Source organism: Paenibacillus sp. sgz302190 (genome assembly GCF_059820445.1).
This window is the reverse complement of sequence record NZ_JBZYAO010000016.1, coordinates 33,092-54,294: the sequence shown is the minus strand read 5'-3', so window position 1 is coordinate 54,294 and position 21,203 is coordinate 33,092. Positions and strand designations below refer to the sequence as shown.

Below are 21,203 nucleotides of genomic sequence, written 5' to 3'. Positions count from 1 at the left end.
CGGCGCTGAAATAGGGGACACAAGGCGGCTTGACTGGAAGAAAACCTGCAAAAGTGCAGGTTTTCCCCGTGAAAGTGGTCCATTTTGGCGAAAAGCCTGCGAAAGTGCAGGAATTTTCGATGAAAATGGATCTGAGCCCATGTTCGCGGCGAAAAGCCTGCACAATTGCAGGGATTTTTCGTCACCGGCGTTTCAACCGAGCAAAAACTGTACTTTTGCAGGTTTTCTTCGCGCAACCAGAGCCAGATGAGAATGTGCAATACCGGCTCTAGCGTGCGCGTGCGGCTTTCCCAAAAGCCTGACTCGACCGACCACCCTCATGCAGCACACCACCACCGCACGGTGGGTGGTGCTGCGCACGGGTGGGTGGTGCTGCGCACGCTGGGTTGTGCTGCGCACGCTGGGTAGTGCTGCGCACGCTGGGTGGTGCTGCGCACGCTGGGTAGTGCTGCGCACGGGTGGGTAGTGCTGCGCACGCTGGGGGCTGGGCGCGCTAGGAGCTGCGCAACCATCGGCAAACATCGCCGGCCCAATCACCGCCGCTCCAAAAATAGGCTTGCCCCGCACAACAAAAACGCCCCCACGAAACGATCGTGGGGGCGCCCTCCCGGCGGCGCCTGCCTCAAAAGCGGATTCCCGCGCTGAAGCGGTTGTAGTCGTCCGCGGACGGGTCGAAGGCGGCCTCGTCGTCGGTCGGCACCGCGTCCGCCGCTGCCGGGCCGTTTTGCTCCGCATAGCCTTCGGGCCAATCTTCATTCACCGTATGCGCCGGAATGCGGATCGAATTCTCCAGATCGTAGGCCATCGCATAAGTGTCCCCTTCGGACCGGCTTTGCTGGCGCTCGACCAGTTTGCCCCCGTGCGCTTGGGCAATTTCCAATGCTGACGTAAGCTCCTGGTCGTCGATATGAATGTGCAAAGTCGGCCGCTCGGTCTCAGGAAGCAATTCGGGCTCGTAGCCAAGCTCTTCCAGCGTATCAAGCGCCAGAAGCGCATCGCGTTCCTGCGCAAATTCGAAAAAAATCGGAGTAGAACTGTTCATATCCGGCATCCTTTCTGCATCCAAATTGTAAAGTCTGCCACTAGCTTCTGCAATCTCGTCCTATTCTATAACTTCCTGCACGATACGCAGCAGCTCATCGTGGTATTCGGGCGCTGCCGCGACCAGATAAGGCGTCGGCGTCTCCCCGCCGGTGACCGGATTTCCGGCGAAATCCGTAACCTTGACCCCTGCTTCCAGGGCAAGCAGCAGCCCCGCGTACAAATCCTCGCCTTCGGAGTTGTACAGCACGATCCCGTGCAGGTCGCCTCTGGCGAGCATGCCCCAGGTCAGCGACGGCGCCCATACGCGCAGCACTCTTTTGAGCCGCTGCTCCAGCGTATGCCTGAGCTTCAGCGCCAGGACGTCGTCCTTGCCGACGATGTGGCCCTGAATCCACGAAATCGTGGATTTGACCAAAGCTCCCCGGGGCTTCGCCTCCAGCCTCGCATCCTTCAGCCAAGCTCCACCGCCGCGGATCGCCGAATACGTCTGCCGGAGCGCAGAATCGTGCACGACGCCGACGGTGATTTGTCCCCGGAAGCTTAGCGAGATCGAAACGCCGTAGAGCGGAATGCCAAGCGCAAAATTGTTCGTGCCGTCCAGCGGATCGACATGCCAGACCCAATCGCTGTCGGCGCCGCCAGCCCCCGCTTCTTCGCTGAAAATACGGTGATCCGGAAAATGCCGTCCGATCTCCTCCACGATCAGCTTGTCCGCCATAATATCGACTTCCGTGACCAGATCTCCCCGGCTGTCTTTATGCCGGATATCCAGTTTGCCGCCAAATCGTTCTCTCGCCAGCTCGCCTGCCTGCCGGGCGGCTTTTACGGCAACTTCTTGCGCCAATGTCCGAATCTCGAGATTCACCCGGGCACCTCCTGTTCTTTTACACAAACTTTATACCCTATAAACGCAGGCGCGGCGGGAAAGTTGCTTTGGCATGCGGCATCTGTTCATTGACAAGCATGCGGAAGATAAGTCATAATATAGCAAAATCAGATCCGATATTTTGACAAGCGGGAAGGGGTATACAGAGCATGGTCAAGCATCATCAACACAAAATTTTGGACTGCACGATTCGCGACGGCGGTCTGGTCAACGATTGGGATTTTAGCGTAGAGTTTGTCAAAGACATGTATCGCGGTTTGAGCGCAGCCGGCGTCGAATATATGGAAATCGGCTACAAAAACTCGGAAAAACTGCTGAAAGGCGGGGCTTCCGGTCCTTGGAGATTTTTGAACGAATCGTTTCTGAGAGACGTGATTACGCAAAAAACCGACACCAAGCTTTCCGCCCTTGTGGATATCGGCCGTGTCGATGAGAAAGATATTTTGCCTCGCGAAGACAGTCTGCTGGACTTGATCCGCGTCGCTTGCTACATCAAAGATGTAGATAAAGGTCTTGAGCTCGTTCAAAAATTCCACGACATGGGATACGAAACGTCGCTGAACATCATGGCGCTTTCGCATGTCATGGAAAACGAACTCGTGGAAGCTTTCGAAGAAATCAACAAAAGCCCGGTTGACGTCGTCTATATCGTAGACTCCTACGGCAGCATGAATTACAAGGACATCGACTACCTCGTGGCGAAATTCCAGCGCTTGCTGCCTGAAAAAGAGCTCGGCCTGCACATGCACAACAATTTGCAGCTTGCTTTCTCCAACACGATCATGGGGGCGGACAAAGGCGTTGCCTTCCTGGATTCCTCCGTGTACGGAATGGGCCGCGCCGCCGGCAACTGCACCACCGAGCTGCTGCTCAGCCATTTGAAAAACCCGCGCTACGACGTGCGTCCGGTGCTGGAAATTATCGAGAAGCACATGATCGCCATGCGTCAAAAATGGGATTGGGGCTACCTCATTCCATACATGATCGTCGGCGCGCTGGATGAGCATCCGCGCACTGCGATGGCGCACCTGAACAGCCCGGACAGAGACAAGTTCGTAGATTTCTACGATAAGTTGACTTCCCCGGAAACTGTGCCTGTAGCTCACAAAGAATAATTTAAGCGCACGACGCCAACACCCCTTGGTCCCGGCCGAAGAGATCCGTTCTCTCTGCCGTGCCAAGGGGTGTTTTTGCTTGCCGGATAACGGTGCGAACGTTATTTTACCAGTCTCGCCCCTACGATATGGTTCTCCGCAAACCGCCGGTCGATTAAAAACACGAACTCATCGTCTTTTTGGCCGGAAGGTATTTTTCTGTAGGCTTCGATATATTCGTCGTCGACCAACTTTGTGCATGCTTCATCGGCGTAAATGTTGCCGGCCTCTATTCTTCTAATCGCCTCGATCAACGTATCTTTCGATGTAAGAAACCCGTTGATTTCCGCATACACTTTTCCTGTGGCATCATGATCCTCGAGCATGATCACAACTTTTTGCAGCGGTCCGGCAAACGCTTTTCTTCTGGGAGAAAGGCTCATACGCAGCGCTCCTTTACGTTCATCTTTAACAGCCATTGCAGATCTTGCTGCTATTTTATGTGGCAAATGCTGCATATGAACTAGGCCGATGCAGGGCAACATCATTGGGATGGCGCTTTCGACAAAATCATTCAAAAAAAAAATTGGTCTTTATACCACTCAACCTGTCCAATCGTAGAGTAATAGACAAACATAATATAAATCATGCCAAAAGAGGCATAACCTACTATGGAGGCGATATTTATATGGCTCTTGCTTTACAAGCTTTTACAACGACAACCAACACGCAGGTAATTGCCGACACCGCAGCTCCTCCGGGAACTCTTCCTACGGCGGCCGTTGCGACTCTCCCGTCGCTTCTGTCCCCGGCGGTTAACGGAAGCACCGCTTATATTTGGTCTCCCAATAATGTTCCGGGACAAACCGTTACTTTGCGGAGCACCTTCGTCATCCCTGGACTGCCTATTCTTGCCGTAGCTTTGCCAGTAAGCGTGTTTTGGCCAATGAAACGGCATTCGTAAGCGCAACGCTGCAAATCTTAAATATTCTTGGCATCATCGTACTGACCGTTCCTTTATTTACTGCAGCGAATGGCGGGAATGAGCAGAATGTGGCGACAGCTTCCGCAGATGCACTGCTTGCTGCAGGCGTGCTAGTAGGCAATACGGCGCAGATTGTCGTAGATGCGAGCATTACAGCGCCGACGCAAACCGGGTATGGTCCGGTCGATCTCGGAAGATATCTCGGCGAAATTATCGTCCGCGACATCGTATAAGACGTCAAAAAGCCCTCATTATGTAAACTTAACTGGCATGTTTGAAGCTGATTCTCAACACAGCAAGTAGTTCAAATATGAAGTGTCACTGTATATCTTAATTGAGAGGCTGTCCCAGAAGTGAAAATTAAATAGGCTATGGACATAACCTATAATCAGGAAAAATAAATTTTTACTAAACAAAGGAGTTAAGCGCCTTGCATGTGCTTAACTCCTTTGCTTTTTGCGTCTACTGCCGCTTTCTTCAGCAAATTATGGGCATGCGAAAGCCACCCGACCTCCAAACTTACTTTGGGTAAGCCTCGAAGCAGGAATTTTTTGAAGCCGCGGTTGTTCTTTATGTCACGGAATACAGGTCTCATCAACAGCTTCAATTGCCTTTGCTGAGAAAGAGTTTACCCCCCAAGACATTATTGAGAAAGCTTCACCGTATGTTAAAGTAATTGATAATAAACAATTTAGCCTAGACGTAAAAGAAGCTAGAACAAATGGTCTAACACAGAGTGAAATTAAGCAGGCTCAACAACTCATCAAGGGGGCGAATGCTACTGTAGAGTCTATGCTTAATGAAGGTACTATTCTAGAAGAAACACCTGAAGGATCGCTTAAGCCCAAAAGACCTGATATTACGACAAACATAATTATTGGTGATATTGACACTGATAACTATTTTGATTACGATGTTAAATGGTACGGCGCTGTGCATTTATGGATTAGCCCTCGCTTTGTTGCTGACCTTCAAGATTATAACGGCTATATTTCTGGTTCAGTAAGCCTTGCCACATCAACTTCTCTCGATTTGATCAGTAAAAAAAGTAGTATTCAACCATCGAGTGCAGCAAAAAATTCAATTACAATATTCGCTGGAGCACTTATATCATACGCAATTACTCAATTCTATCAATCATATAAGGATACAGGGGCACTATTTTATGACAATCCTATCGGTATTCCCGATTCATTCGGTAGACCCTAGGAATTGAGGTGAAATGTAAAAAATGAGCAAATACTTCCGGGTATATATTACAAAGAAGAGATACTATTTCGACTTTCTTGTGATTCTGCCTGTTGTTATCTTCTCAACCTATAGTTCTAACCCGGAAGCAACCTTTTTAAAATATATAACCACTTTCTTAACTATCTTTATACTTTCACAACTAACTTTTTATTTTTTTTATTATCGAAAGAATAAGTAGCACTTTTTTTAATTATTCAATCCCGATACCTGTCAGGTGTTGGGCTAGCTATCAGTGGCGTGACACAACGAACGAGGCGGATCAAGACTTTTAAGCCAATTCGCCTCTGTTTTATTTTGGGATCAGTCTATCTCGTACCATGGAATAGATAAAATAGGCAAAAAGAAAGTCACCCTCCAGCTTACAATAGCCAGGGTAATTGACAAGATGTATTGGTCAAAAACAATTAGAGTGCAGCCGTATTAACTGTCTCTAGCACCGAGCATAGATCTTTTAAATATAAAGTAGGGAAACCACTCTCATGGCTTCCACCTTATCGAACCGTACGTGCCCTACTAAGGCATATGGCTCACCAACGTGATTCAACTTGAAATCAATATGTAGTTTCAGGCTAGGTTTCGTGATTATTTTCATTGAACCACCTGCTGTATGTTACTATTATCAGACATTCAACCTCACAAAAGTTCCATCATTTTACGGAATTCCAGTCTTGTTTATTCCGCTATACTGCTTTAATGATTGAACAAGCAGAATAAGTGATGAAAATTTCCTTTATCAACTCTTCTTTACTTTGCATAAATAATCCCTCCAAATTGTAATAATTACCCACAAGTGTTAAAGTTCAAAGTTGGTTATCTATTTCCTTAATGTAATTTTTCAAAGAATCCTGCCCAATAGCTTAATGGGTGAGCGGCTGATTATCGAAATAAAAGCCCGCCTGAACGACATACAAGTTCAGGCGGGCTATTTTATTGTGTCACATCATATAAAATAGTGTGACTCGTATACGTTCTAAGCACATACCCTGTTAATTAATAAAATTAGCTGCTTTCTTGTTTGACCTATTTACAGCAGCGCTTCGATAGCAGGCCCGACGTCCTTAGGATCGACAGGCGGTTCGAAGCGATCGACGACACGCCCGTCGCGGTCCACCAAAAACTTCGTAAAGTTCCACTTGATCTCGTTATCGAGAAGCTGCTCGGGCATCTTCTCGGCGAACATCGAATGCAGCATTTTGCCTGACGGCTGGCTCTGATCGAACCCTTTGAACGGCGCCTGTTCCGTCAAGTAAGCAAACAGCGGATGCTTCCCTTCCCCGCGGACTTCCAGCTTTTCAAAAAGCGGAAACGTTACGCCATAATTCAGTTGGCAAAATACATGTACGTCCTCGTTCGCTGCCGGCTCCTGCCCCCCGAACTGGTTGCAAGGAAAACCGAGAATGACGAAGTCTTGTTCCCGGTACTTCTCATACAGCTTTTGCAAATCGGAATATTGCGAGGTAAAACCGCATTTGCTCGCCGTATTCACGATCAGCACAACTTTCCCCTTATACTGCTCCAACCGGACATCAGTGCCGCGAATGCTTTTGGCTTCATATTCGTGAACGCTCATCCCCATCATCTCCCACGGTTCGTCATTTAAATTTTACGCAATTTAATTTTACAAAACCTAAATAAGATTGTCAAACTCCCTGTTATAAATCGGCCCCCACCATGCACACGTCATCCGGATTCGGGCAATCTTTCCCTTTGATTTGCAGCATCTGCTCCAGAAATAACGGCAAAGAAACCTCTGTACCGGCTCTCAGCATCGCCTTCAGCTCCTCCTGCTTGAGCTTCATGGATACGCCCGGGGATTCGATCAAGCCGTCCGTATACAGCACCAGGCGCGCCGGACCGGCATAATGCAGCGTCTGCTTCATCGGCTGAAGCTCCGGTATCAGGCCGATAGGTACGCAGGTTGATCCAAGCTCCTTGACCTCCTTGTCCGCAACTACCACAAACCCCGAGGTGTGGCCGGCATTAATGTATTCCAAGCATTTGCGTTCCGTATCGATCACTGTGTAAAGCGCTGTAAAAAAGAAATGCTTGGGACTGCTCGCGGCGCGGAACAACTTGTACATGTGGACGTTCAGCTCTTTGATGACGATCTCGGGCTCTTTGCATTTGCGGATAATTCCTTCCAGCAGCGAGCGGATCGACATGCTGATCAGCGACGATGCTACCCCGCTGCCCATGACATCGATAATAATAATGCCGTAGCGATGGTCGTCGAGCTGATACCACGCATACATATCTCCCCCGAGATAGTGGGAAGGCGCGTATTTGCCTAGAATCGATATGGCATCGTTCCGAAGCGGCGGGCTGAGCACGCTTTGCTGCACGAGTGTGGCAAGCTCCAAATCTTTCTTGCGCACTTCTTCCGCCGCTTTTTGCCCGGTCATATCCAGAAGGATGCCTTTGATCATCAGCAGGCTGCCGCTGTCGTCGAACTCCGAGTACATTCTGGAATCGACCCATTTGATGGCGCCGCTGGCATGTATAATGCGAAAGCTGCACACATAAGGGGCCTTGCCCGCCGAACGGATAGCTTCCAGACTGAGCAGGGGAACGTCATCGGGGTAGATCAGCTCAAGCCAGAAATCGGGATTTTTCACAAAAGTTTCGAACGGATAGCCGTGCAGCCTTTCGGACGACGGAGATACCGCCACGATCTTTTGCCGGGAAATGTCATAAGAATAAAGATGAGCATCGATATTTCCCAGTATTTCTTCCAGCGGAATCTCCATATGCGCCCGTTTGCGGCTGCCCAGCGGCTGTGCCGCCGGTTCGAATCTTACGAACGCGAGAATGAGAACAAACAGAACAATTTGAATGACCGCATGATATAACGATTCCATCGGGATGAAGAAGCACAATGCCAAAAGCAAGAGCGATACCTTCGCCGTCAGCCGGTATTTCCCCCCATCGCCGGACAGTTTAAAAATCGGAGTCTGTTTCAACATCGCAATCTCCTCTGTTCATTCTCATCCATAGGGCGGTATAAGCCCGCTGATGATACAACCCCACCTCGTCCATGATGCCTTGAATCAGAACAAGCCCCCGGCCGCGGCCGCTCCGGTTAGGCGCGTATCCGGCAGGGAGCCCGAAGCCGCTGTATTTGGGCTGAATGACGCTGATTTCGAGCTGCTCCCGGTCCAACAGCCACTGCACGACAAAAGACCGCGCGGACGCCAAACCGCCATACTCCCAAGCGTTCATACACGCCTCTTCCGTGGCCAGCTTCAGGAGGGCCGCCCTGGTGCCCGTTATATTGGCGGCAGCGGCCATTTCTGCGGAAATTTGCATAGCCGTCAAAATCTCTTCTTTGCTGCCGATCGCCAAACGCTTGCAGACCTGCGCCAAGGATACGATCATCCTTTCCCATTGCCGTAATAGGCGCGCGCCTCCTCGAGGCTGGCAAAGATGTTCATGAACGTCTCGAAACGGACGATCGCCAAAATTTCCGCGACCGCCGCACGCACGCCGGAAATAACGAGCTCCTTGCCCCGGCTTTCCGCCGAGAGCGCCGCATCGGCGATGACGCCCAACGCCGCGCTATTCAGGTAGGCTGCGCCGTATAAATCCACGATGAGCTTGTCGCCGCTTCCTTCGGCCAGCTTGTTGACGGCGGCGCGGAAGTCATCGACATTTTTAAGCGTGATATCCTGCTGCCAAATGAGCAGTTCAATTCCATCCACCGTTTCGATTCTCATCTGCAGGCCAGTCCTTTCTTTATGCAAAAGCATGAGACTCATGACGCTCCAACCGCTGCAGCGATACGATTCGTTCCAATTTCAACAGCATGACAAAGCGGCCTTCCCGCTCGTAGACAAGATCGATAATATCGCGTTCCGGGTCTGTCAGTTCCTTAGGTATAGGGCCAAGCTCCTCCCGGCGGATTTTGATAACCTCCGTCACCGCGTCCACGCGAATGCCAAATTCCGTTCCGTGCATCTCCACCACGACGATGCGGGTTTTATCCGTTTGGGCAAGGGGCGGCAGCCGGAAAAAAGACCGCAGATCCCATACCGGCATAGTCTGGCCGCGCAGCTTGATAATGCCGAGCATATGATCGGACGAGGCAACGACCCGTGTTATATAAGGAACGGTAATAATTTCTTTGACTTGTTGAATATCCAGCGCATACTGGCCTTCCTCCACCTTGAACGTGACCAGCTGCCGTTCTTCCTGTTGACCGTCTTCTCCAGGCAGAAGCTCGGATGGGCCTGACACCGGAATCGAGCCCTCTTCCCGGACGAGCGAGCCTACATCGAGTATCAGCGCCACATTCCCGTTGCCGAGAATCGTAGAGCCGGAAATGAAAGGAACGTTGCCTATGTAAGCACCGAGCGATTTGATTACGATCTCCTGGTTGCCCACGAGACCGTCCACCGCCACGCATACCCGCTTGTCGGCAACGCCAAGCATGACGACGAACAACCGCTTCGGGGTTGTCGAAGATGAATGCTGAATGCCGAGCTTCCGGTGGAGCCGCACGAGCGGGAATACCGCCCCGCGGATTAGGCACACCTCCTGGCCCTGGAGACGGCGGATATCGCCCGGCGAAAGCCGCAAAATTTCAATCACGTTGACAAGCGGCACGGCAAAAGTCTGATTGTGCAGTTTAATCAGGAGAGAACGGATAATGGCAAGCGTCAGCGGCAGCTTGATCGTGAATACGGTGCCGCCCCCGAGAGTCGTGTCGATCCCGATGACGCCGTTCAGCTTTTCGATTTGTGAGCGCACGATGTCCATGCCTACGCCGCGTCCGGATATGTCCGTGACCGAAGCCGCCGTCGAGAAGCCGGAATGAAAAATGAGAAATACGAGCTCCCGGTCCGTCATCCGGGCTGCGTCCTCTTCGGTGATAAAGCCTTTTTTGACGGCTGAGCTTTTAATTTTTTGCGGGTCTATGCCGCGCCCGTCGTCGGCAATCGTAATGACGATCTGATTTTCCTGATGGGCGGCTTTGAGCGTAATTCGCCCTTTGGCCGGCTTGCCGAGCTGAAGCCGTTCCGCCGGTCCTTCCAGCCCGTGGTCGGCCGCATTGCGCAAAATGTGCAAAATCGGATCGCCCAGTTCTTCGATCAAGGTGCGGTCAAGCTCCGTTTCTTTGCCTTCGATCAGAAATTCGATCTCTTTGCCCGCCTTCTGGCCGATATCCCTGACGACTCTGGGAAAACGGTTGAACAACTGCTCGATGGGCAGCATCCGGGTTTTCATCATGCCGTCCTGCAGCTCGCTGATCACACGGCTGAAGCGGCCGGCGATATCGTTCAGAAGCATGACATCGTCGTCCTCCTGGTACTGCATGTGCAGCCTGTTTTTCACCTCGTGCAGCCGGGTGTTGTCAATGAGCAGCTCTCCAACGTAATTCAGCAGACGCTCCAGGCGCTCTACATCGACGCGGACCGTCTGGTTGACTTTCACCTTGGCCTCCGGTTCGCCTGCTTGCTTCTCGGCGCTCTCGCCGGCCGTTTCTTCCTTCGGTTCGGCAGGAGCGGCCGCAGCGGGCGGCGATTGCTGCACAGAGGTCTCGGCACGAGAAGGCTCAATCGACCGAATATGGAATTCCGCTATTTGCGCAATCTGGTTCATGCTGTGCGCAATCGCCGGTTCGGCCTCCATCGTGACCAGAACAAACACAAGGCTGCCTTGAAAGTTCTCGTCCTGCTCCAGCGTCGCCGCGTCGGGAAAGGCTGCGATAATCTCGCCCAATTCCTTCAATTGGTTATGGATGAGCAGTGCGCGAATATGCTTCATCTCCGCATCGGGCTGCAGCCGGGCGGAAACCGCCTGTACTTTATACCCGCCCTCAAGCGCTCGATTGGCCGCTTCCTGCTGGTACTCGTCCAGTTCAGCCAATGGATTATCGTCGCTGTTCCGTTCTGCCCCAGCGCCTTGGAACGCCGCCGCCGGCGGATGCGCCTCCGCGGACTCCGCTCCCGCCCCATAGCGCTTCAATTGCTCCAGGACGGGGCCGACTTCGATGGAGTCAAGCTTGCCTGACGCTATGGAACCTTTGAGCGATCTCAGCACGTCCAGAGCGGCAAATACCGTATTGATCAATTCCGCGCCGACAGCCAGCTTGCCGCTGCGGATGCCGTCAAACACGCTCTCAATATTGTGGGTAACATCTTGAATCGCATGAAAGCCCATCGCCGCCGCAGAGCCCTTCAGCGTGTGTGCGGCGCGGAACATGCGCTGTATCGTATCGGTCGTCGCCCCGTGCTGCTCCAGCCGCAGGCATTCTTCGTCCAGCACTTGAAGCTGCTCTTCCAGTTCGTCCAAATAAACGCCGAGGTATGCCGAATTCATATTATCCATCCTGCCGATCCCTCCCCGTCTCCAAAATCTGCCCTATGTTCAAAATGCATGCTAGATTTTAAACAACGCCACGGAGCGGTTGAGATCTTCGGCGAGCAAAGCCAGCGATTGCGCGGAGGAAGCTGTCTCTTCCGCCGCCGCAGCAGCTTCTTCGCTTGCGGACGCGATCGCTTCGATGGCGCCGAGCACCTCGGAAGACTGGGCCGCCTGCTCCTCGCTCGCGGCGGCGATTTCCGCCACTTGATGCGCCGTCTCGTTCACCTTGCCGATGATGCTGCTCAGCGCATCGCCGGTCTGATGCGACATCTCCACCGTGCCGGCCAGCGCTCTGACGCTGTTCTCCGTATTATCCTGCATCCCGCTGATGATCTGGCCGATCTGCTTCGTAGCCGAAGAGCTCCGCTCGGCCAGCTTGCGCACTTCATCGGCCACTACGGCGAATCCGCGGCCCTGCTCGCCCGCCCTGGCCGCTTCGATGGCCGCATTCAACGCCAGCAAATTCGTCTGCTCGGCAATTTCATCGATCACCTCGATAATGTCCCCGATCTTGATCGAGTCCTCCTTGAGCAGGGACATCTGCCTGTTCAACTGCTGTATCCCGTCCATCGAAGCCTGGACGACTTTGCCGCCCTGTTCCGCCCCCACTCGCGTATTATTGGACAGCTCGGAAGCCGTCTCCGCGCTTCGCGCTACGGATTCGATCGCCCGGGACAAATCCTTGAACAGCTCGTTGATCGTCTGTGCCGCAGACGCCTGCGTTGTCGTTCCGCCGGCAATTTCTTGCGAACTGGCGGAAATTTGCTCGGAAGCCGCCGCCAGACTTTGCGCCGAAGTCATAATATCGCCGATCAGCCTGCGCAGCTTTTCCGTCGTTTCGTTCAGCGAGGCTCCCAGTTGACCCATTTCGTCTCTGGAGCGCACCTCCACCTGCTCCCGCAAGTCGCCGGATGCGATTTTGCGCAGCGAGGCGACAAGCTTTTGGACCGCGCTCGCTACCGATTGCGAAATCATCAGCGCCAAGACGATGGCGATAATACTTGCGGCCGCAACGAGAATAATAACGATGGTTCGTCCCTGAAGATAACTGTCTACCGAAGCGTCAATAGAAGCGACAGCCCCGTTATTGTTCAGATCTACGTTTTTGTTCAACATCTCCGAAGCTTTCGTTATATCCGCGATGGCAATCCGCAGCAGCTCGTTAGCCCGCGTGACGTTATTGTCCTTGCTCGCCTGAATGATGCCGGGTATTTGATCGGTATACGCATTCCAGCTTTTCGCAAATTCATTGTAATAGCCCCGCTCTTCCGGCGACGTAATGGTCGGCTCGTACTCGCGTTGAATCGCCTTTTGCAGCTCCAGATTGTCGCTTATCGTCTTCTCCGCTTTGGCCCTGCCGGCGGCATCGTTATCCACAATATACCGGAGCATCCATCCCCTGGTGTCCAGAACGTTCTCTTTCATTTTGGAAAGCGCCACAATGCTCGGCATATATGAATCTTTCACATCTCCGGCTTTGTTGCCCATGGCGTTCATCCCCACAATAGAGGTGATTCCCGTTGCAATCAAAAGCACAATAACCGCTAAAAAGCTAGATAACAGCTTGAAACGAATCGTGAATCTCATTCTGGTTTCCTCCCTCATCTTTATAGCTTCTATTTTGAGGTGAAAACCATGCTTCGGAACATCCCCTGCGGCTCCTGTTTTGGGCCTTATGTACTATGAACGGATCTAGGAATAATTTCCTAACGCCTGAAAATATTTCGCCAGCGCCTGCGGCCTGTCGGCGACTTCGAGCTTTTCATATATTTTGGTCATATGATTTTTGACGGTATGGGCGCTTATAAAAAGGACTTTGGCTATCTCCGTGTTGTTCAGGCCCTGCACCGCCAAATCAAGCACTTCCGCCTCCCGGGAGGTCAGCTTGCCGTAAAAACGGCGGGACGAGCCCGCCTCGGCCTGCGCCGGAAGTCCGTCTGCCGGCAGCTTATTGGCGAGACCTGGGCTTTCCGCATAGGAATTTGTTCCTATGCACTCCTTGGCGCCGGCATCTTTGGGCCCGCTTCCCATCATATGAACCAGCAGACTGCCGGCCATATGGAAAAAGTAGAGCACTTCTTTGACATCGTGCCCTTGCTCAAAAGCAGCCGCAAGCGCGCCAAACGGTTCCCCCCGCACGACCAAGGGGAGTTCAAGCAGCTCCGTGCCCCGCCAGCGGCTCGTCATCGTTTTGCGGAAAGCGGACATGGTGCCGCGTTCGGCGATCATTTCGGCAAATGCTTTTGTCAGCTGCCCCTCATCGCCGTCCAGCGCGTACACGATTGTATTTTGCTGCTGAAAAGCGACAAATTTCGCATCCGTGTCACGAAAAATCGTCTCGACGATCCATTTGTATGCGGTCTTATGCTCATGAACGTCAATCAATCCTTGAGAAAGCTCCAGCAGAGCTCGCTCCTGGTACCGCTTCTTGTCCATTTCCTTCTGCATGTGGCTGTAGTGGATTTCGGAGGCCATTTGCCCGGCCAAAATGCCGCCCATATCGGCCAATTCCTCCGACATGCCGGAACCGCCCGCGGCGCTGCCGCCAAACAACAGCCCGTACAGCCGCCCGTTATACTTGACGGGATAGCAAATGATGAATCGCGGAACCAAGCCCCGCCACGTGAAAATCGAAGCCCTGGGATCTTCCGCAATATCCTCCCAGTATCCCATAATCTGCGTCAAAGCCACTTGCCCCAGCAGCCCCTCACCCATATAAAAATGAGCCCCTTGCAGCCGCTTATGATCCGTACCGGTGCCGGACGTCTCGGCAACGACGTACTGCTCGCCCCCGGATTTCACCGCAAATCCGGCGAACTGCAGCTCGGTGATTTTCACGAAAATATCCAGTATACTGCGCAGCCAGGCATCGTCCCGGCCATTCAAAAGACTCAGCACGCGAAGCAGCTGAAGCCGGTTGGCATGCGCTTTCACCCTGTCCCTCGTCTCGAACATGTCGCTGATCATATCCGTCATGACGACCAGTTTCTCCAGCGCGCCTTCCACTTCGGGAGCGGACAAGGACGGGGCCTCCTCCACAGCTTGCTCCCACAGCTCTTTGTTGGCCGCAGCGGCGGATTCGGTGACTATGCGCTTGACAAGCTCCTTGTTCCGCGCATCCAGCCAGGCGCCGGCAAGCAAAAAACAAACCGCCCGTTCCTGCACGAGAACAGGCGCCACAATAATTTTGATGCCGTCCTCGCTTTCATACACGATCGGTCTTTGCACGGTTTGCACACGTTCCATCGTATCGTCCAGAGCCTTGTTTTTCATAATTAAAGGAGCCTCCCATAACATTCTGGGAAGCTGAATCGGTCCGGAAGGCTCCGTCATATTGCGGCCGGCCGGATCAATCAAAATGAGCGTCAATCCGCATAAAGATGCATAAGCATCCTGCAGATGTTGCAGCTTGCATGCCTGATTCGTCGTCACTGTCAGCGCCTCTCTTTTATATTCTCTACCCTACAAATTCCGTCCGTCCAAAAGGTATCCCTGCTTTTTAAGGCAATACCTGTCAATTGCCCAAAGCGGCGTATGCAATCGGGAATGTAGAAAATAATAAAGCTACTAGATACCGGGAGTGATTCGGTCCGTATGAGTCGAATTTTGCTTATCGAAGACGAGCAGCGCATCGCAAGAGTGCTTCAGTTGGAACTGGAACATGAAGGCTACTCGGTGCAGGTGGAAAACGACGGAAAGCTGGGGCTGCAGACCGCGTTCGCGGGCAGTAGTTGGGATCTGATTTTGCTGGATATCATGCTCCCGGGAATGAGCGGCCTGGAAGTGCTGCGGCGGGTCAGGCAGGTGAACGCCACGCTTCCCATCATCCTGCTTACCGCCAGGGACGCCGTTCCCGATCGGGTTAGCGGGCTGGATCAGGGAGCGAACGACTATATCATCAAGCCTTTCGCCATCGAAGAGCTGCTTGCGCGAATCCGCAGCCTGCTGCGCCAGAAGACTCTGCAGGAACAGCCCGAGCAGGACCATCTGTTGAGAGTGGACAGCCTGACGATGGATTTGCGGAGCAGAGCCGTCCAGCGCGAGGGAAGCCCGATTGAGCTGACGCCGACGGAGTTCGATCTTTTGCGTTTCCTGATCCGCCACCAGGATGAAGTCATGTCAAGGGAACAAATCATTTCCGAGGTTTGGGGATACGATTTTATCGGGGATACGAACGTTGTGGATGTGTACATCCGCTACTTGCGCCAAAAGGTGGACAAACCGTTTGCGTCCAAGCTGATTCATACGATACGGGGAGTCGGATATATGCTTAAGGCGGAGCCGGGGGATAAAAATTCCGAGGATCAGGACGCTGAGCCGCCCTCTGAAGAGTCTTCCTGACCATGAGCCTGAAATTAAAAATCACCGCTTGGGTAACGGCGGGGCTGGCGGTCATCCTTTTCCTGAGCTTTACGTTCGTCTACTTCATGTTTATCCGCATTACAACGAGCGGCGAGCTTGAACTGCTAAAAGAAAAAGCCCATACGCTGCTGCAGCGGGATTTGCCGCATCACCCGGAATATTGGACCGGCACGAATCATCTGGACGAACTGTTGATCCCCCAGGAAATGATCCGCTATGTGATACAGGACGGAACGGTCAAATATCAAATTTATTCCGACCAAAGGCTGCTCAGCTACAAGCCCGTGTATGTCTCGCGGGAAAGTGTGTCCACCAAGCAGGCGAGCGACGGCATTTTCGTGTTCGTGCGAACTCCGGTATTCGATCAGGGAAAGCAGATCGCCACTTTGGAAATCGGCCGCAGCCTCGATAAATTAGGGGAATATTCCAGCACTCTGATTTCCATTTTGCTGCTGACATCCATAGGCGCCTTGATCGTGGCGATTTGCGGCGGCTATTTTTATACGAATGCGATTTTCCGTCCTTTGCAGCAATTGATCGCAACTATGCAAAATATCGAGAAAAGCGGAACGTTCCGCCGCATCGAGCTGAGCGAGAAGAAAGATCCCGACGAATTGGCGCTGCTGGGCGGCACGTTCAACCGGATGATAGACAGGCTGGAGGAGACGTTTCAGAAACAGGAACAGTTTCTGGCCGATGCTTCCCATGAGCTTCGCACGCCGCTTACCATTATTGAGAGCTACGCCAGCCTGCTGCGCCGCTGGGCTTTCAGCGACGCCAAGCTGCGCGACGAGGCCATCGAGGCCATCTTATCGGAAAGCGCCCAGCTCAAGCGGCTGACCCGCCATCTTCTCTCCCTGATCGAGACGGAGAAAGATCATTGCAAGGACGGGGAAACTTATGACCTGGTTCCGCTCGTCCAGTCAACGGCCGCTTCGCTGCGCGTCACCTCCGGCCGGGAGATCGAAATCAAATGCGCGGCCGAGCGGCTCGAAATGACGGGCGACCCTTACAGAATCAAGCAGCTGCTCGTTATTTTGCTCGACAATGCCTTGAAATACAGCTCCAAAACCGTCATCGTGAACATTGAGGAAGAAACGGTTAACCTTCTTGCGATCAAAGTCATCGATCAGGGAATCGGCATCGCCGAAGAGGATTTGCCGCACTTGTTCGACCGCTTTTACCGCACCGACAAAGCCCGCAGCCGCAGGCTGGGAGGAGCGGGACTGGGGCTGGCCATCGCGGCGAACATCGTCAAATCGCACGAAGGCGCCATTGCCTTCAGCAGCCGGCCGGGCGAAGGGACGACCGTCACCGTGAAGCTGCCAAGATCGTGTCAATAAAAATATTATCAGACAACTCTCATCATTCTCTCAGAATTGCTTCCGGCTCCTACTCTCTCGGGCCGTACAGGCTTGTCCGGTAAATTATAGGCGGTTTTTCATCTGCTATACTTGGGCTTAGGTGAAGCGATCACCACACAACAAAGCTCAAGGAGGACGTTATGAAAAACCAACAGAAAGTATACAAAAAACTGCTCGTTGCAGCAATGACAGTTTCAATAGGGATATCTGCGGGAATGGTCGGCGCCCCTCATGCGGCCGAGGCGGCGGTAACCTCTTCATCTTCCAAAGCCAGTCAGGTCATCTCCATCGGCAAGCATTATTTAGGCACTCCGTATCAGTTCGGGGCCAAATCGGGACAGACGAGAACATTCGACTGTTCGTCTTTTACCCAGTACGTATTTAAGAAGGTCGGCGTTAATCTGCCCCGGACCTCTCAGCAGCAATCTCACGTAGGCAAGTATGTTTCAAGAAGCAATCTGCAGCCAGGCGATCTTGTTTTCTTCTCCAATCCCGGCAAACCGGGCGTTATCCACCATGTCGCGATCTACATGGGGAACGGCACCCTGCTGCATACGTACGGAGCAGGCGGAGTCCGCATCACGAAGATGAGCAGCGGAACGTGGTCCTCGCGTTACATGACGGCGCGCCGCGTTTTGTAATCACCTCACCAGTACACCCTTAGGGCTAGCCCCTAAGGGTGTTTGCGTTTCGCGGATATGCCGCCGGGGCTCAATTTCCTAGAAGCGGATAAACGCCTCATGGTAGCCTTCCTTGAGACCGCGCTTGCGTACCTGAACCTGCATCAGCCTCTCCCTGTACCGCACTCTCGCCGTCTTCGGTATCACCATGGAAGGCAGCTTGATGACACGGTCTTTACCGTCCAAAGTACCTGTCACCTTAATATGGTCGGATTTGACAAACACTTGCAGCGCTCTCGGATTCTCATCCTTAGGAAGCCTCACCTTGACGATAACATGATCGTGCGTTTCAAAAATGTCGGAAGCATCGGCTCGGGCAGTGGACGCAACGGTGGCGTCCAAGCCGTGCATCGCTTTTTTCAGCGTGTCCTGTACATATCCTTCAACCCACGTCATATTATCTAGAAAGGTCTGCCCATTTTCGCGAAAAGGCAGCTTTTGCCCTAAAAATTTTTCAAGCTGCTCCCACTTCAACCAAGGGTGGCGATTAAACCCGTTCAAGCTCATCACCTCATTTTCCCTACAGTATATGTGCGTGGTATGCGCATGTGACACCGATCTATAAAGGTACCTCTGGGCGGATACCCACATATACTAAAAGCAATAGAGCCTGAATCGGGGGAGAGCGAACATGCCGTCTATCGTAGGAAACGTAAAGATACTGTCCGTAGGTCCCAGCTCCGTCATCCATTTCGGCGATTGCGTGATTATATCTCCTACCAGCTCATCCAAAACTTTTGCCGGTGCGGGTTCCTTTAACACCGGGGATTTCCCTAGCGTTTTCAACGCGCTCAGCAATACCGTAACCAACGATCCCGATCTGATCGATACTACTGCAAACGGGGTGATCATTTAGCATGAACTGGACGATACACCAAACCATACTCATTCAGCATCTGCGAGTCAATTCCGTATCCAACTCATCCGTTCTACAAATCGGCAGCGCCGGATCTATCCGATCCCTCTCCAATTTATATAACACCGGCGGGTTTGTCGAACCTGCCCCGCAGCTTGGGCAGACCGCTACGAATCCGGTGTCCCTGGTTCCTCTGCCCTCGCCGGCATGACGGATACCGGCAATTGTCAAAAAGCCTTACATACCGATGTGGTAAAAAGAGGTGCTTACTCGGATGCAAAAGCCCATAACCTGGCAGCAATGGACACAGCAGTTGTGCAATTACATTGAGGCGCAAAAGCAGCGCATCGACAAACTGGAGCAAAGCGTCGCGAAGCTGCAAACGGAGCTGAAAGAGCTGAAAGATCAAAAACGGGTGCACATTGACAAGATCGAATACCACTTCGACCAGCTCAAAGTCGAAAAGCTGGACGGAACGCTGACCATCGGGATCAGTCCGGCATCCATGGATGCGATCGACGACTTCAGCGTGAACGGCAAGTCCTTCGGGGCAGGTGGCGGAGCCGGCGGCAAAGATTCGTTTCCCGAGGAGGTTCCTCCGGATTCCGGCCTTGAGCAGCAGGTGTCCAGCGGGATCGAACAGTATCTGAAGAAAGATGTACAGGCCGATATGCTCGGCATAGAGGAGAAATACCAGTATCCGCTGGAAGACGGCTTCCGGGATATGATTTTGGATGACATCCGCAAACAGATTGAAACCCGGATTCGGCACTACGTCAGCCAATACCGCAGCGTCGGGTTCGATCAGCCGTTGGAAGCCGTTACGGCCAACATTTTCGAACGCACCAAACAGGATATTTTGAGCGCCATTGAAACGTATATTTCCAACTTGCCGCGAAAGGATAGTGATTGACCGATGGATTTTCATGTTGAAAACAAACAGTTGTGCGTCGGCGATGTGCGCATTATCGGCGTTTCCAGTTCCTCGGTGTTTTTGATCGGGGACACGGTTAACGTCTCCTTATCCTCCATGTTCGACACTCCGCCGGAATCGGTCATTATCAGCCCCCTCGTTCCGCTTGCCGGAGAAAGGTAGGCGAAAGGATGGCGCGGCTATCGATCGTAGATTGGGTCTACAATAACGAAGTCGGTTCGGGAAGCGTCATGCAGGTGGGTGACAGCGTGAACATGATTTTGAAAACCGGGGTTTTTGCCGTCCAAAGGGAAGTGCCGATTTTTTACGGGAATGAGGGCAGCTTCGCGGCCGATCCTCTTTTCGAAAGACCGTTTCCGCAGCCTGAGCCGGACGGACCGGCAAGCGTATGTACGGATAACCTCGGATCTTGCATCAAAGTTCGCAGCGTACGCATCCTCGCTATCTCTTCTTCCGCAGTGCTGCATATCGGGAGCAATCACAACATTCGCTCCGAAACGAGAATCAAAAATATCCGCCAGTTCGTCCAAAACAAGCCCGGCCCGCCGGGAAAAACAACGTTCGTCAAAATAGGCGACGATCCGGTCGCGACCTGACCGCCCGGGCGGGAATCGCTCAGGCGAGCCGTCTGGGCGGAGGCGAAGGCCGAGGCGGCGCGGCGGGCCGGGGGCAGGCTTCGCGGACGGGCGCGGCACGGGAGGCGACATGGCGGGACGGGGCAGGCTTCGCGGACGGGCGCGGCACCGGATACGGCGCGGCGGGCCGGGGGCAGGCTTCGCGGACCGGGCGCGGCGCGGGCGGCGGCGTGGCGGGCCAGGGGCGGGCACCGCGGACGGCGCGGGAGGCGGCGCGGCGGGACGGGGGCTGCGTTTTGAGCGGCGCAAGACTTAGTACTGACAGAGTACGCGGACGGGCGCCCGTTCCTGAAATGCTTGCTCGCTAAGTAGCGTAGGCAATGTGCAGAAAAACTCAAAAAGCCTGCAAAAGTACATCTTTTTGCTGCTTAATGTGCTTTCCTCGAATAATTCCTGCAAATCTACAGGTATTTTAGCCGAAATGCCAGCTCGGCCCCGTTCTGGTCGGAAATTCCTGCACTTTCGCAGGCTTTTCCCCGGAACGGGCCGTTTACACCGGAAATTCCTGCACTTTTGCAGGTTTTTCCCGGAACGGGTCGTTTGTACCGCAAAAACCTGCACTCTCGCAGGCTTTTCCACTGGACGGGCCGCTTACGCCGGAAATTCCTGCACTCTCGCAGGTTTTTCCTCGGGACGGGCCGTATATACCGCAAAAGCCTGCACTTTCGCGGGCTTTTCCACGGGACGGGCCGCTTGCACCGCGAAAACCTGCGCTTTCGCAGGTTTTGCGTGGCCGGCCGCGCGGCCGG

General features: G+C 53.1%; 24 protein-coding genes. 13 read left to right on the top strand and 11 right to left on the bottom strand.

Annotated elements, in window-relative coordinates; genetic code table 11:
* The first annotated feature begins 29 nt into the window (after positions 1-29).
* The gene (locus AC6RNO_RS18635; RefSeq protein ID WP_497106327.1) at positions 30-272 is read left to right on the top strand and encodes a hypothetical protein; all 243 of its coding nucleotides are present in this window, start codon (positions 30-32) and stop codon (positions 270-272) included.
* A gap of 350 nt (positions 273-622) precedes the next feature.
* Here AC6RNO_RS18635 and AC6RNO_RS18630 read toward each other — a convergent pair whose 3' ends face one another.
* Positions 623-1,042: a hypothetical protein gene (locus tag AC6RNO_RS18630; protein WP_474685414.1), complete on the bottom strand. Its 420-nt coding sequence runs from the start codon at positions 1,040-1,042 to the stop codon at positions 623-625.
* A 60-nt stretch (positions 1,043-1,102) separates the two neighbouring features.
* On the bottom strand, positions 1,103-1,909 hold the full coding sequence (locus tag AC6RNO_RS18625) for an inositol monophosphatase family protein (RefSeq protein WP_497106326.1): 807 nt from the start codon (positions 1,907-1,909) through the stop codon (positions 1,103-1,105).
* A gap of 170 nt (positions 1,910-2,079) precedes the next feature.
* Here AC6RNO_RS18625 and AC6RNO_RS18620 point away from each other — a divergent pair, with 170 nt between their 5' ends.
* Positions 2,080-3,045 (top strand): aldolase catalytic domain-containing protein, encoded by a 966-nt coding sequence (locus tag AC6RNO_RS18620; RefSeq protein ID WP_474685416.1) that lies wholly within the window; start codon positions 2,080-2,082, stop codon positions 3,043-3,045.
* A 101-nt stretch (positions 3,046-3,146) separates the two neighbouring features.
* Here the strand turns inward: AC6RNO_RS18620 and AC6RNO_RS18615 are convergent, their stop codons facing one another.
* Complete coding sequence (locus AC6RNO_RS18615; protein WP_488436883.1) at positions 3,147-3,467, bottom strand: hypothetical protein; 321 nt, start codon at positions 3,465-3,467, stop codon at positions 3,147-3,149.
* Between the two features lie 245 nt (positions 3,468-3,712).
* Here AC6RNO_RS18615 and AC6RNO_RS18610 point away from each other — a divergent pair, with 245 nt between their 5' ends.
* The 3 genes from AC6RNO_RS18610 to AC6RNO_RS18600 all read left to right on the top strand — a co-directional run bounded on the left by AC6RNO_RS18610 (position 3,713) and on the right by AC6RNO_RS18600 (position 5,218).
* Positions 3,713-3,988 carry a hypothetical protein gene (locus AC6RNO_RS18610; RefSeq protein WP_497106325.1) on the top strand — a complete coding sequence of 92 codons (276 nt, stop codon included), beginning with the start codon at positions 3,713-3,715 and terminating at the stop codon, positions 3,986-3,988.
* A complete protein-coding gene (locus AC6RNO_RS18605; RefSeq protein ID WP_497106324.1) occupies positions 3,964-4,242 on the top strand; it encodes a hypothetical protein in 279 nt (92 codons plus the stop codon). Before AC6RNO_RS18610 ends, AC6RNO_RS18605 begins: the two co-directional genes overlap by 25 nt.
* Positions 4,243-4,801: 559 nt before the next feature.
* Positions 4,802-5,218: a hypothetical protein gene (locus AC6RNO_RS18600; RefSeq protein ID WP_497106323.1), complete on the top strand. Its 417-nt coding sequence runs from the start codon at positions 4,802-4,804 to the stop codon at positions 5,216-5,218.
* 1,066 nt (positions 5,219-6,284) lie between these two features.
* Here the strand turns inward: AC6RNO_RS18600 and AC6RNO_RS18595 are convergent.
* The 7 genes from AC6RNO_RS18595 to AC6RNO_RS18565 all read right to left on the bottom strand — a co-directional run bounded on the left by AC6RNO_RS18595 (position 6,285) and on the right by AC6RNO_RS18565 (position 15,055).
* A complete protein-coding gene (locus AC6RNO_RS18595) occupies positions 6,285-6,830 on the bottom strand; it encodes a glutathione peroxidase (RefSeq protein WP_474685420.1) in 546 nt (181 codons plus the stop codon).
* 82 nt (positions 6,831-6,912) lie between these two features.
* Positions 6,913-8,223, bottom strand: a complete 1,311-nt coding sequence (locus AC6RNO_RS18590; protein ID WP_497106322.1) for a SpoIIE family protein phosphatase — start codon at positions 8,221-8,223, stop codon at positions 6,913-6,915.
* Complete coding sequence (locus tag AC6RNO_RS18585) at positions 8,198-8,623, bottom strand: ATP-binding protein (RefSeq protein ID WP_488436886.1); 426 nt, start codon at positions 8,621-8,623, stop codon at positions 8,198-8,200. Before AC6RNO_RS18585 ends, AC6RNO_RS18590 begins: the two co-directional genes overlap by 26 nt.
* An 8-nt stretch (positions 8,624-8,631) precedes the next feature.
* Positions 8,632-8,973, bottom strand: a complete 342-nt coding sequence (locus AC6RNO_RS18580) for an STAS domain-containing protein (protein WP_497106321.1) — start codon at positions 8,971-8,973, stop codon at positions 8,632-8,634.
* A 19-nt stretch (positions 8,974-8,992) separates the two neighbouring features.
* Positions 8,993-11,587, bottom strand: coding sequence for a chemotaxis protein CheW (locus tag AC6RNO_RS18575; RefSeq protein WP_497106320.1), 2,595 nt, complete (start codon positions 11,585-11,587; stop codon positions 8,993-8,995).
* A 51-nt stretch (positions 11,588-11,638) separates the two neighbouring features.
* Positions 11,639-13,210 carry a methyl-accepting chemotaxis protein gene (locus AC6RNO_RS18570; RefSeq protein ID WP_497106319.1) on the bottom strand — a complete coding sequence of 524 codons (1,572 nt, stop codon included), beginning with the start codon at positions 13,208-13,210 and terminating at the stop codon, positions 11,639-11,641.
* A gap of 105 nt (positions 13,211-13,315) precedes the next feature.
* Positions 13,316-15,055 (bottom strand): LuxR C-terminal-related transcriptional regulator, encoded by a 1,740-nt coding sequence (locus AC6RNO_RS18565; protein ID WP_497106318.1) that lies wholly within the window; start codon positions 15,053-15,055, stop codon positions 13,316-13,318.
* Between the two features lie 162 nt (positions 15,056-15,217).
* Between AC6RNO_RS18565 and AC6RNO_RS18560 the strand changes: the two genes are divergently transcribed.
* From AC6RNO_RS18560 to AC6RNO_RS18550, 3 genes are all read left to right on the top strand, one after another.
* Positions 15,218-15,964 (top strand): winged helix-turn-helix domain-containing protein, encoded by a 747-nt coding sequence (locus AC6RNO_RS18560; RefSeq protein WP_497106317.1) that lies wholly within the window; start codon positions 15,218-15,220, stop codon positions 15,962-15,964.
* Positions 15,965-15,966: 2 nt separating this feature from the next.
* Positions 15,967-17,328, top strand: coding sequence for an ATP-binding protein (locus AC6RNO_RS18555; protein WP_497106316.1), 1,362 nt, complete (start codon positions 15,967-15,969; stop codon positions 17,326-17,328).
* A 161-nt stretch (positions 17,329-17,489) separates the two neighbouring features.
* Positions 17,490-17,990, top strand: coding sequence for an NlpC/P60 family protein (locus tag AC6RNO_RS18550; protein WP_497106315.1), 501 nt, complete (start codon positions 17,490-17,492; stop codon positions 17,988-17,990).
* A gap of 78 nt (positions 17,991-18,068) precedes the next feature.
* On the opposite strand, the gene AC6RNO_RS18545 is transcribed toward AC6RNO_RS18550, so the two are convergent.
* A complete protein-coding gene (locus AC6RNO_RS18545) occupies positions 18,069-18,530 on the bottom strand; it encodes an Hsp20/alpha crystallin family protein (RefSeq protein WP_488436891.1) in 462 nt (153 codons plus the stop codon).
* A 130-nt stretch (positions 18,531-18,660) separates the two neighbouring features.
* On the opposite strand from AC6RNO_RS18545, the gene AC6RNO_RS18540 reads away from it, so the two are divergent.
* The 5 genes from AC6RNO_RS18540 to AC6RNO_RS18520 all read left to right on the top strand — a co-directional run bounded on the left by AC6RNO_RS18540 (position 18,661) and on the right by AC6RNO_RS18520 (position 20,415).
* Complete coding sequence (locus AC6RNO_RS18540) at positions 18,661-18,885, top strand: spore germination protein (RefSeq protein WP_474685430.1); 225 nt, start codon at positions 18,661-18,663, stop codon at positions 18,883-18,885.
* A gap of 1 nt (position 18,886) precedes the next feature.
* Complete coding sequence (locus AC6RNO_RS18535; protein WP_474685431.1) at positions 18,887-19,096, top strand: spore germination protein GerPB; 210 nt, start codon at positions 18,887-18,889, stop codon at positions 19,094-19,096.
* A gap of 63 nt (positions 19,097-19,159) precedes the next feature.
* Entirely contained in the window at positions 19,160-19,798 is a 639-nt protein-coding gene (gene gerPC, locus AC6RNO_RS18530; protein ID WP_474685432.1) for a spore germination protein GerPC, read from the top strand.
* 3 nt (positions 19,799-19,801) lie between these two features.
* Positions 19,802-19,981, top strand: coding sequence for a spore germination protein GerPD (locus AC6RNO_RS18525; RefSeq protein ID WP_474685433.1), 180 nt, complete (start codon positions 19,802-19,804; stop codon positions 19,979-19,981).
* Positions 19,982-19,989: 8 nt separating this feature from the next.
* Positions 19,990-20,415, top strand: coding sequence for a spore germination protein GerPE (locus AC6RNO_RS18520; RefSeq protein WP_497106314.1), 426 nt, complete (start codon positions 19,990-19,992; stop codon positions 20,413-20,415).
* Positions 20,416-21,203: the final 788 nt, after the last annotated feature.